Here is an 11642-nt window from a genome sequence, read left to right on the forward strand (position 1 = left end):
TGTGAAGTTGCCCGGCACCGCGCGTTCGACCAGCGCGGTGCCGAGCAACTTCACCCAACCCGGCGGCACGATGCAGATGGAATTGCGCGACATGGACTTCGACAACGCGCAGAAGATCGTGGCGGCCGTGAACAATCAGTTCGGCATGGGCACGGCAGTCGCACTGGATGGCCGCACGATCCAGCTTCGCGCCCCGACCGATCCGACGAGCCAGGTGTCGTTCATGGCGCAGCTCGAGAATATCGATGTGCGTCCGTCGCAGGCTGCCGCCAAGGTGATTTTGAACGCGCGCACGGGTTCCATCGTGATGAACCAGATGGTGACGTTGCAGAACTGCGCCGTCGCGCACGGCAATCTGTCCGTGGTGATCAACACGCAAACGGCCGTCAGCCAGCCGGGCGCGTTCTCGAACGGCCAGACGGTGGCCGCGCGGCAATCGAATATCCAGTTGAAGCAGGACACGGGCGCGCTCAAGACTGTCGCGGCGAGCGCGACGCTCGCCGACGTGGTCAAGGCGCTCAACGCGCTGGGCGCGACGCCGGCGGATCTGATCTCGATCCTCCAGTCGATGAAAGCAGCAGGCGCCTTGCGCGCCGACCTGGAAATCATATAAGGGCAAGCGCACATGAACGCGAACGGGACGGCAAACAGCACGCTGGCATCACTGGGCGGCTCGGACACGAGCAGCGGCCTGAATTCTTTATCGAACCGGTTTGCGCTCGATGTGCAAGGTTTCGACGCCATGCGCGCCCAGGCCAACGCCTCGCCGCAGGCGGGTTTGAAGGCGGCGGCCAAGCAATTCGACACGGTCTTCACGCAGATGATGCTGAAGAGCATGCGCGAGGCGACGCCGTCCGACAGCCCGTTCGATTCCCACGACACCGCCACCTTCACGTCCATGCTCGACCAGCAAATGGCGCAGAACATGGGATCGAAGGGCATCGGCGTGGCCGACATGATGCTCAAGCAACTGATGCGCAACGCGGGCGCGGGAACGCCCTCGAGCCTTGACCCGACCGGCGCGGGCGCTAGTGGCGACAGCAGCGCGAACGCCGGCAACATCGCCGCGATGAACGCCATGGCGAAGGCTTATGCGAACACGGCGGCATCGGGTGCATCGAAGGATGCGCTGCAAGGCAAGGGCTACAGCGCCAACAGCGCGCTCGAACCGGCCGCACGCGGTGTGGGAACGGACAAGGTGGCGGGGTTCGTCGACCGGCTGGCCGCACCCGCGCAGGCCGCGAGCGCCGCGACGGGCATTCCGGCACGTTTCATCATTGGACAGGCGGCGCTGGAGTCGGGCTGGGGCAAGCGCGAAATCAAGAATGCCGATGGCAGCACCAGCCACAACGTGTTCGGCATCAAGGCGACGAGCGACTGGACCGGCAAGACCACGAACGCCGTGACGACCGAATACGTGAACGGCAAGCCGCAGAAAGTGGTAGAGAAGTTCCGCGCGTACGACTCTTACGAGGACGCGCTCACCGACTACGCCAGCGTGCTCAAGAGCAACCCGCGCTACGCGCCGGTGGTCGAAGCATCGCGCGATGCCGCCGGCTTCGCGCACGGCATGCAGAAAGCCGGGTACGCGACCGATCCGCAATACGCGAAGAAACTGATTTCGATAATGAAACACATTGCGTGAAGAAGCGTGCACTGGCGCGCGTTTTGCTGCAATTTGTCGGGTAGACGAAACGTATTACGAGTAATGTGTCATAAGCGACGGGGCCAATGTCGCAATAGAAGACGAAGCCGGCCGGTGTCCCGTTCCCGCAAATTGCACTAAGCGGGATGGGCCGCCGGCCGAGCCGCATAGAAAATGGGGCTGAGAGCGGGTTTGTTTCTTTTCGTGCGCTTTGGACGTTTTCGGTTGCGAAATCGAGGTTAATCAGGGGTAAAACGGGATTTTTAGGTATTTTTTGCTGTCAGCCCTAAATAAACCTGCCCTATTGCCGCTAAATGGAACACCGAAGTGCCGGATCTACACGGTCTGGTTGGACGCGCACCGGCCTTGATACTCGAGGCGGCGCGAGCAAACGAACACGGCAAGCCCATGAACATGAATGAGTCGAACGGTTCCGACATCGCTGACGACGAGTCCGACCATCCCGATTTTGGCAGGCGTAATCCGCTGGAAATCGGTGTTTCCCTGCGCAACCTCGTCAATCGAGGCGATTTCCTCACTGTCGATCACGGCAAGGGGCAGATCGTGACCCGCCTGCTCGACGTGAATCCCGCTGCCCGGACGTTCGTCTTCGACTGGGGCGCGGTTGCCGATGAAAACGCCGCCGTCCTCTCGACCGAGAACCTGATGTTCAGTGCGAGCCCGGATGGCGTTCGCGTCGAATTCGCGACGGGTACGCCGCGTGAAATCGTTTTCGAGGGACATCCGGCGTTCGAAGCGGACTTCCCGCCCGTCCTGTTTTATATGCAGCGACGCGAGTATTTCCGTGTGGAAGCGCCCGTGCTCGACCCGTATATCTGCAGCGGCATTTTGCCGAGCGGCGAGCGTTTTCGCTTTGAAGTCAACGACCTCTCGCTTGGCGGTGTTGCGCTTCGGACCATGGACGAACGCGTTGCGGCGCTGGAAGTCGGCGTGATCCTGAAAGACGTGGAGCTTCATTTCAGCAATCCGGGCAAGGTCGTGCTCGACGTGCAACTGATGTCGAACCGCCAGATCGTAAACGCGAAAGGCGACCGGCGTTATACGCTGGGCTTCAAGTTCATGAGTTTGCCGGGATCGGCGGAGAACACGTTGCAGCGGTTGATCACGCAACTCGAAATGAAGCGGCGGTCACTCGCGCGCTGAGTTTCAGCGGTGATGATTGTCAAAGGAGCCCGCGGTTTTATCGCGGGCTTTTTTTATCGGCGCGCCGGGTGTTCCGGCCACGTCACCCCATTGCGTCCGTTCGTTCCCGTAACGTGCGCGTTCCGGCCGGGTTCATTCGATGAATTAGGCCCCGATTGCCCCGCTGCTTCACGGATTGCCTCGAGCTCCTCGGGTGAATAATCCGGACAAGGCGCAGTGGGCACGCGGCAGTGGCGGGAATTAACAGAAACGCCGAGAAGCGCCGCGCGTCCGCTCAACTTTTTTCCATATCGGCCGATATACATCAGTGTCGCCATTCGGCGGGCCGGCCATCATGCCCCTACCAGGATTCCTTGCATGTCCAGCAACCTATTCGATATTGGCGTGAGTGGTCTTAACGCAGCCCAGTGGGGACTGACGACGACCGGCCAGAACATCAGCAACGCTTCCACGCCAGGCTATACGCTCGAGCGCCCCGTGTACCAGGAGTCATCCGGGCAGTACACGGCGTCGGGCTATGCCGGACAAGGCGTGACGACGGCCACAGTCTCGCGCTCATACAGCGATTTCCTCACGAAGCAGCTCAACAGCTCGCAGTCGAGCAGCAGCTCGCTGAACACGTACTACTCGATGCTCTCGCAACTGAACAACCTCGTCGGCGATCCGACGACGGGTATCGGCGCGGGCATCACCAGCTATTTCACCGGCTTGCAGTCGGTCGCGAACAGCCCGGGAACGACGGCCACGCGGCAAACGCTGATGAGCAGCGCGCAATCGCTCTCCGACCAGATGAACGCCGCGGCCACGACCTACAACCAGCTTCGCGACGGCGTCAACCAGTCGCTGCAGAGCGCGGTATCGCAGGTCAACACCTACGCCAAGCAGATCGCCGATCTCAACGTGCAGATCGCCAGCGCGAGTTCGGCCGGGCAGCCGCCAAACCAGTTGCTCGACCAGCGCGATCTCGCGGTATCGAACCTGAGCCAGCTGGTCAGCGTCCAGGTCACCACGAACAACAGCGGCTACAACGTATCATTTGGAAATGGCCAGCCGCTGGTCGCCGGCAGCAGTTCGTACGCGTTGACGACGGCAACGTCGCCCTCGGACCCGAGCGAACTGTCGATTGCATACGCCTCTTCCGACGGTTCCACGCAGACGGCCAAACAGACTCAGTATTTGCCGGATTCGATGTTCAGCGGCGGCGGCACGATCGGCGGCTTGCTCGACTTTCGCAGCCAGTCGCTCGATCCGGCGCAGGCCAATCTCGGCGCGATTGCGACCAGCTTCGCCACGCAGTTGAACAACCAGAACGAACTGGGCGTCGATCTGAACGGCAACGCCGGCGGCGCGTTGTTCTCGACCGGCAGCCCGACCGTCTACGCAAACGCGCGCAACAGCGGCAACGCGACGCTCGACGTGTCCATTGCCGATGGCACGCAACCACCGACCAGCGACTACTCGCTCGGCTTCGATGGCTCGAAGTACACGCTCACCGACCGCTCGTCGGGCGCAGTCGTCGGTCAGTTGACCGCTTCGTCCACGGGCGCGGTGAGCGGCACCATCGCCGGGATGAACATATCGATTGCAAGCGGATCGATGACGAAAGGTGATTCGTTCACGATCCAGCCCACGCGCGGTTCCCTCGCTAACTTCTCGCTCAGCAACTCGAACCCGTCGGCGATTGCCGCGGCTTCGCCGGCGGTGTCATCGGCGGCGACAGGCAATACGGGCACGGGCAAGATCTCGGCGGCGAGCGTGACGGCCGGGTACTCGATTCCCAGCAGCATCACGCTGACGTACGACGCCACGGCCAAGACCATGACGTCGAACGTGGAGATCACGCTGCCGGACAACACGAAAGTTCCGGCCGGCACCGCGTTCGCCTACGACCCCACGAAAGGCCTCACCGTATCCAACGGTGCAGGAGTAAGCGCGACCCTCAACGGTACGCCGTCCACGGGCGACAGCTTCACGATCGCGGCAAACACAGGCGGCACGAGCGACGGCAGCAATGCCCTCGCGATGGCCAACATCGGCACCGCCAAGTCGATGAACGGCGGCACCGACACCCTGACCAGTTCCTACGCGAACTTCGTCAACCAGATCGGCAACCAGACGAACGCGCTGAAGTCATCGAGCACGTCGGCGACCGCGGTGCTGAACCAGGCGACATCGGCGCAGCAATCTGTGTCCGGCGTGAACCTGAACGAGGAAGCCGCCAATCTGATCCAGTACCAGCAGCTTTATCAGGCTAACAGCAAGGTCATCCAGACGGCTTCCTCGTTGTTCCAGACACTGCTCGGCATCTTCAACTGAGGTTTTCACGATGCGTATTTCCAGCTCGCAGTACTTCACGATGAACGTCCAGACGATGAGCGACCAGCAGGCATCGCTCGCGGCGCAGTACGCGCAGATTTCGTCGGGAAAGAGAATCCAGACCGCATCGGACGATCCGCTCGGCGCCGCGCAGGCCGTGCAGTTGAGCAGCCAGTCCGCCACGCTCTCGCAGTACAGCACCAACCAGTCTGCCGCGCTGACTTCGTTGCAGCAGGAAGATTCGACGCTGACGAGTATCGGCAACGTGATGCAGAGCGTGCAGACGCTCGTGAATCGTGCGGGCAACGCATCGTTCAACGATACCGACCGCGCGTCGATGGCGACCCAGTTGCAGGGTTACCGCGACAACCTGATGACGCTCAGCAATTCCACCGACGCCAACGGCAACTACATCTTCTCGGGCTTCAAGGGCACGACTCAGCCGTTCACCGACAACGCGTCGGGCACGGGCGCGACCTACGCCGGCGACAACGGCCAGCGCCAGGTGCAGATTTCCGATAACCGCTCGATCAACGTCGCCGATAACGGCGCGACCGTGTTCCAGAGCGTGTCGCCAAACGAGAGCTTGCCGGTTTCATCGTCGGCGGCGGGCAATACGGGTTCCGGCACCATCGGAGCGGTCAATGTGAGCGACCGGGGCAACCCTGGCAATGCATCGACCTATACGATTTCGTTCGCGACCAGCGGCACGGGTTCCACGGCCACCACGACCTACACGGTCAAGGACCAGAACGGCGCCACGATCACGCCCGCGACACCGTATGTGGCGCAGCAGGACATTGCTTTGGGCGGCGGGCAGAAAGTGGCCATCGACGGCGCGCCGGCCAACGGCGATTCGTTCACGGTCGCGCCCGCAAACACCGGCAAAGCCTCCGACACCGATATCTTCTCGACGCTCGATTCGCTGATCAGCGCCTTGAAGCAGCCGACCTCGGGCAACCCGGCTGCGCAGGCGACGTTGCAAAACGCGCTGACCACGGGCGGCACGAAGGTCAACAACATGTACAACAACGTGCTGACGACGCAGGCATCCGTTGGCGGCCGCGAGCAGGAAGTGACCGCAACGCAGACGGCGATGCAGACGACATCGACGCAAACCGCCAGCTCGCTTCAGGACCTGACCAGCATCAATCTCGTCAGCTCGATCAGCCAGTACGAGTTGACGCAGAACGCGTTGCAGGGCGCGCAGCAGGCGTTTGCCAGCATTCAAAAGATGTCGCTGTTCCAGTACATCAGCAGTTGATGGGGAGTAGAAATTCGGGGAATGATGTGGGTAGTTAGGAAGTGTTTCGGGCCACCTTTTTTGGGTGGCCCTTTTTGTTTGCGGGTGGTGTGCGGTGATTGTGGTGTTTATTCACCGCACATTGTGCGGAGATTAGGGCCGCTATTCGCCGCAAAATTTGCGGTGAATACGGCGCTGACCTTGACCGCTCTGCTCAAAGCGCCGCCGCGACCCGTCCCATCTGATCGATCCCGTTCTCGAAGATCCGCTGGAAAAACGGGATCAGGTTGGGGATCATCAACTGGATCAGCAGGAATCCCACCAGCATGGTGACGGGAAATCCGACCTGGAAAATCCCGATCTGCGGCGCCGCGCGATTCAGGATCCCGAGCGCCAGGTTCGCGATCAACAACGCCGCCACGACAGGCAACGACAGCAATAACCCCGTCGAGAAAATACTCACGCCGTAGGTGGCGAGCGTCTGCCAGCCGCGCGCGTGGGTCATCGAACCCAGCACGTTCGCGCTCACCGGCACGTTCTGGAACGTCTGCACGAGGGCGCTGATCATTTGCAGATGACCATCGAAGACGAGAAAAGCGAGGAACGCGATCGTATTCAGATACCGCGAAATCACGACCGCGTTTCCGCCTTGCCGCGGATCGTAGAGCGTCGCAAAACCTAGACCCATCTGCTGGCCGATGAACTCGCCGGCTGCATCGATGGACGCGAACGCAATCTGCATCGTCATGCCGAGTGCCGCGCCCACCAAGAACTGGTTGATGAGGATCAGCACGCCATCGGCGGAAAATACGGTGACCTGCGGCACGGCGCCGATAGTCGGCGCCACGATCAACGCGATGAACGCCGCCACCCCGACTTTGACGCGCACCGGAACCGCCAGATGGCTCAGCAGCGGCGCGGTCGCGATCAACGCAAGAATGCGCGTGAACGGCCAGAGGAAGGACGTCAGCCAGACATTGAGCTGGGCGTACGTGACCGAAAACATTTAGCCGGTGATTGCCGGAGTGATGGTGAACACGTGGCGCATGTAGTCGAGCAGCGTTTCCATCATCCAGGGTCCGGCAATCACGAGCGTGACGGCGACCGCGAGCAGTTTCGGAATGAACGAGAGCGTGCTTTCGTTGATCTGCGTGGCGGCCTGGAACAAGCTCACCACCAGGCCTACGACCAGCGCGACCAGCAACAGCGGAGCCGCGAGCAGCAGCGCCACGTACATGGCCTGGTGCGCGATCGACATGACGGATTCGGGGGTCATCGTGTTTATCTCTGTGCTTTGAAGGCTTACGAAACGAAGCTCTGCGCGAGCGAACCAATGAGCAACTGCCATCCATCGACGAGCACGAACAGCATCAGCTTGAACGGCAGCGAAATGGTCGATGGCGACACCATCATCATCCCCATGGACATCAGCACGCTCGCCACGACCATGTCGATAATCAGGAACGGAATGAAAATGGTGAAGCCGATCTGGAAGCCGGTCTTCAATTCACTTGTTACGAACGACGGCACCAGCAGCGAGAGCGGCACGTCTTCGGGACCGTTCATGGGCGGGGCTTTCGAGATCTTGGCGAAGAGCGCGAGATCGGCTTCGCGCGTCTGGCGCAGCATGAATTGTTTGAACGGCGCGACGCCGCGCGTGACCGCCTGATCCATGGTGATCGTGCCGTCGGAGAACGGTTTGTACGCGTCGGTGTAGGCGCGGTCGAGTACCGGCGACATCACGAACAACGATAAAAACAGCGCCAGTCCGACCAGGACCTGGTTCGGCGGCGTGCTGGTCGTGCCGAGCGCCTGACGCAGCAGCGACAACACGATGATGATGCGCGTGAAGCTCGTCATCATCAGCACCATTGCCGGCAGGAACGACAGCATGGTGAGCAGCAGCATCGTCTGGACGCTGAGCGAATACGTCGTGCCGCCGTTCGGGCCGGGGCTGGTGTTGAACGCCGGCAAGCCGGCCGTGCTTTGTGCGAAAGCTGCGTAGGGAAGGGCGGCAACCACGACCGGCAGCGCCAGCTTCGCGCATCGAACTACAAACCGAAACTGCATTACTTGCTCCCGCCCGCGAATTTTTGCAGACGTTTGGTCGCTTCACCGGCGAGGGCATCGCGAAAACGTTGACCGAAACTGCCTTGAAGTCCGTCCGACCCGGGCGCCGTGGGCGCTTCCACGCCGCTGAGTTCCGCCGATCCCGCCGGCATGGTGTGCAGCAGCCGCACGTTGCCGGGAGCCGCGCCCAGCACGAGCCATGTATCGCCGATTTCCACCACCGATACCCGCTCCTTGTTCCCGAGCGACGCGCCGCCGATCACCTTCACCAGACCCGTGCGTTTTGTCCCTGCCACCCCGAACTTGCGTGCGAGCCACGCGCAGCCGAACACGAACGCGATCACGATCGCCAGCCCGAGCAGCGTCTGCAACACGGCGCCGACACCAAGCGACGGCACGGCTGTTCCCGCGCCCACACCCGATGCAATCTGGGCCGCGTGATTGACGGCGTTCATATCGGCGGCGTGCGCGGTGAATGCCATGAAAAGCGTCGAGAAAGCGACGGCCGGGCGTTTCATCGATTCAGCTTCCTGATGCGTTCCGACGGCGTGATGATGTCGGTCAGACGGATACCGAACTTGTCGTTCACGACCACCACTTCGCCCTGGGCGATCAGGCATCCGTTGACGAGAACGTCCATCGGTTCGCCGGCGAGACCGTCGAGTTCCACGACCGATCCTTGTGCGAGTTGCAGCAAGTTGCGAATCGCGATCTTCGTGCGCCCGAGTTCCACCGTCATCTGCACGGGGATATCGAGAATCATGTCGATGTCATTGCGCGTCGTCGGCGCCGCGACTTTCGACAAAGGCTGGAACACCCCGGCCGACGATGCCGCCGCCGGCGTCTCATTGCCGTTCTGCTCGGCCAGGGCGCTCGCCCAGTCGTCCATGCCGAAGTCCTCGCCCTTGAGCGGATCGGACGGCAGCGTGCCCGGTTCGGTTACGTCACTCATATCCACCTTCCTTCATCGTATCGGTTGCGCTGATCATCTTCTGGACGCGCAACGCGTATTGACCATTGAAAACACCGTAGCCGCATTCCATCACCGGCACGCCGTCCACTTTTGCCGTGACCTCTTCGGGCACGTTGATCGGCAGGACATCGCCGGCCCGCATGTTCAGGATCTGCTCGAAGGTCGTGCCGATCTGCGCGAGATCGACCGTGAGTTCCACCTCGGCGGACTGCACTTGCTGCGACAGGACGCGAATCCAGCGGCGGTCGACTTCGAGCGCTTCGCCTTGTATGGGCGACGACAGTACGTCGCGGATCGGTTCGATCATCGAATACGGCATGCAGATGTGCAGCGTGCCGCCGGTCGATCCGAACTCGATGGAGAACTGCGTCACGATCACGATCTCGTTGGGCGTCGCCACGTTCGCGAACTGCGTGTGCATTTCCGAGCGCACGAATTCGAAGTTGAGCGAGCGCACGCTTTTCCAGGATGCTGCGTACTGCTCGAACACGAGGTTCAGCAGCTTGCTGATGATGCGATGCTCGGTCTGCGTGAATTCGCGGCCTTCCACGCGGGTGTGGAAACGGCCGTCGCCGCCGAAGAGGTTATCGACGACGAAGAACACCAGGTTCGGGTCGAACACGAACAGCGACGTGCCGCGCAACGGCTTCACGTGGACCAGGTTCAGGTTCGTCGGGATCGGCAGGTTGCGGGTGAATTCGCTGTACTTCTGTACCTTCACTGGACCGACGGAAATTTCCGCCGAGCGCCGCATGAAGTTGAAGATGCCCACGCGCAGGAGACGCGCGAAGCGGTCGTTGATGATTTCCAGGCCCGGCATCCGGCCCCGGACGATACGTTCCTGCGTCGCGAGGTTGTAGGGGCGCACGCCTTGATAGCGTGTTTCGTCGGCAACAGCATCGACTTCCCCGGTGACGCCCTTGAGCAGGGCATCGACCTCCTCCTGCGACATGAACTCTTCGTGGCCCATGAGTGTTCCTTGGTTCCTGTCTTGCGCTTGTCTGGTTCGGCTTCGTTTTTGCGCGTATGAGCAACGCGTTACTGGACGACGATTTCTGTGAACAGCACTTCCTGCACGTGCGCCGGTGCTTCCGGCGTACCGCCGAACGTGTTGACGGTAGTCAGGAGTTCCTTGGCGAGCGCGCGTTTTCCGTCGATGCCGGCCAGGTCGTCGGGATGTTTCGCCGAGAGCAGCATCAGGATGTGGCTGCGCACTTCCGGCATGCGCTCGGCCAGCGCGGCTTGCGCTTTTTCATCGGGCAGCTTCAGCGTGAGGCCGATGCGCAGGTAATGCATGCCGTCATCGGATTGCAGGTTGACGGTCATGGAGTCAAGCGGGTAGAACACTGGCGGCACCGCGGGTGCGGGCTTCGCGGGTTCGTGCGATGCGGTTTTGTGCAGCCAGAAATACGCGCCTGCGCCGCCGGCGCCGAGCAGGACGATTGCGCCCACCGCGATCAGGATGATGCGCTTGAGCTTGCCGGTTTTAGCCGGCGTGACGGGTTGTTGTGCTGCTGCTGTAGTTGCCATGTTTGCGGACCTCTTTCTGTAGCCTGAATTGTTGGCGAAAGTAAGGTTGCGCGATGGGTCGAACAGAAGGGGTTATTAGGGCTAACTCGGGAGTTTGCGCAAAGGGGAGGGTTTTACGTTTGCGATACGCGCGGGATAACGGACGTGAAAAAGCCGCGCGGCGGTGAGGCTCGCGCGGCTGGTTTACCGGGTCTGACGCGGCCGTAGGGCTTTAGGCGAACGTATCGACCAGTCCAACCTGACGGCGTAGCGGCAGGCTGACCGTGCTCGATGCGTCACTTACGGCTCCAATCCCGCCGCCGCTACTGCCCGAACCAGTCCACGACGGCCGTCCGCCGCCATCCTGCTGGCCCGAGCTCGCTTGCTTGCCCGCAAAGCCGTCGCTGACGCTCGTGCTGCCCAAACCAATGCCGCTCGCCTGCATCGCTTCACGCAAGGTTGGCAATGCAGCCTCGACGGCCGCGCGAACCTGCGCATGGTCCGATACGAACAGCGCATGCGCATGATTCCCTGCGACCTGCAGCACCACCTGCAGCGGCCCGAGATCCTTCGGATTCAGTGTCAACTCGGCACTTTGCTGATGTGCATTCGATAAAAACACCACCTTCTGGCTGAACGCATCGTCCCAGCCGCTCGATCCGACATGCGGTGCGATGGCGGCGCTATCGGCTGCGGTCGCGGCGCCTTGCAAGGTCGCGCCA

Annotated in this window: 13 protein-coding genes; 5 read left to right on the top strand and 8 right to left on the bottom strand. The window is 61.6% G+C overall.

Annotated features, from left to right (window positions below; translation table 11 throughout):
* The 5 genes from ACRXB1_RS18890 to flgL form a co-directional block, all read left to right on the top strand.
* A partial coding sequence (locus ACRXB1_RS18890) for a flagellar basal body P-ring protein FlgI (protein WP_449492861.1) occupies positions 1 to 613 on the top strand: 613 nt, incomplete at its 5' end.
* A 12-nt stretch (positions 614 to 625) separates the two neighbouring features.
* Positions 626 to 1645: a flagellar assembly peptidoglycan hydrolase FlgJ gene (gene flgJ, locus ACRXB1_RS18895; RefSeq protein WP_086382260.1), complete on the top strand. Its 1020-nt coding sequence runs from the start codon at positions 626 to 628 to the stop codon at positions 1643 to 1645.
* Between the two features lie 408 nt (positions 1646 to 2053).
* Entirely contained in the window at positions 2054 to 2809 is a 756-nt protein-coding gene (locus ACRXB1_RS18900; protein ID WP_449492864.1) for a flagellar brake protein, read from the top strand.
* Positions 2810 to 3166: 357 nt separating this feature from the next.
* Positions 3167 to 5125, top strand: coding sequence for a flagellar hook-associated protein FlgK (flgK, locus tag ACRXB1_RS18905; protein WP_062168362.1), 1959 nt, complete (start codon positions 3167 to 3169; stop codon positions 5123 to 5125).
* A gap of 10 nt (positions 5126 to 5135) precedes the next feature.
* Positions 5136 to 6389: a flagellar hook-associated protein FlgL gene (gene flgL / locus ACRXB1_RS18910; RefSeq protein ID WP_062168360.1), complete on the top strand. Its 1254-nt coding sequence runs from the start codon at positions 5136 to 5138 to the stop codon at positions 6387 to 6389.
* 193 nt (positions 6390 to 6582) lie between these two features.
* On the opposite strand, the gene fliR is transcribed toward flgL, so the two are convergent.
* The 8 genes from fliR to ACRXB1_RS18950 form a co-directional block, all read right to left on the bottom strand.
* Complete coding sequence (gene fliR / locus ACRXB1_RS18915) at positions 6583 to 7374, bottom strand: flagellar biosynthetic protein FliR (RefSeq protein ID WP_062000631.1); 792 nt, start codon at positions 7372 to 7374, stop codon at positions 6583 to 6585.
* Positions 7375 to 7644 carry a flagellar biosynthesis protein FliQ gene (gene fliQ, locus ACRXB1_RS18920; RefSeq protein ID WP_056356411.1) on the bottom strand — a complete coding sequence of 90 codons (270 nt, stop codon included), beginning with the start codon at positions 7642 to 7644 and terminating at the stop codon, positions 7375 to 7377. It abuts the gene before it with no gap.
* Positions 7645 to 7670: 26 nt separating this feature from the next.
* Positions 7671 to 8438: a flagellar type III secretion system pore protein FliP gene (gene fliP, locus ACRXB1_RS18925; protein ID WP_449492862.1), complete on the bottom strand. Its 768-nt coding sequence runs from the start codon at positions 8436 to 8438 to the stop codon at positions 7671 to 7673.
* Positions 8438 to 8956: a flagellar biosynthetic protein FliO gene (fliO, locus tag ACRXB1_RS18930; protein ID WP_062000629.1), complete on the bottom strand. Its 519-nt coding sequence runs from the start codon at positions 8954 to 8956 to the stop codon at positions 8438 to 8440. Before fliO ends, fliP begins: the two co-directional genes overlap by 1 nt.
* Complete coding sequence (gene fliN / locus ACRXB1_RS18935; protein ID WP_062000628.1) at positions 8953 to 9390, bottom strand: flagellar motor switch protein FliN; 438 nt, start codon at positions 9388 to 9390, stop codon at positions 8953 to 8955. The genes fliO and fliN overlap by 4 nt, the downstream gene beginning before the upstream one ends.
* On the bottom strand, positions 9383 to 10381 hold the full coding sequence (gene fliM, locus ACRXB1_RS18940) for a flagellar motor switch protein FliM (protein ID WP_062000627.1): 999 nt from the start codon (positions 10379 to 10381) through the stop codon (positions 9383 to 9385). The genes fliN and fliM overlap by 8 nt, the downstream gene beginning before the upstream one ends.
* A gap of 68 nt (positions 10382 to 10449) precedes the next feature.
* Complete coding sequence (gene fliL, locus ACRXB1_RS18945; RefSeq protein ID WP_075359346.1) at positions 10450 to 10941, bottom strand: flagellar basal body-associated protein FliL; 492 nt, start codon at positions 10939 to 10941, stop codon at positions 10450 to 10452.
* Positions 10942 to 11152: 211 nt separating this feature from the next.
* Positions 11153 to 11642, bottom strand: a 490-nt coding sequence (locus tag ACRXB1_RS18950) for a flagellar hook-length control protein FliK (RefSeq protein ID WP_449492863.1), incomplete at its 5' end; no start/stop codon positions are given.

Source organism: Caballeronia sp. M23-90 (genome assembly GCF_053574605.1).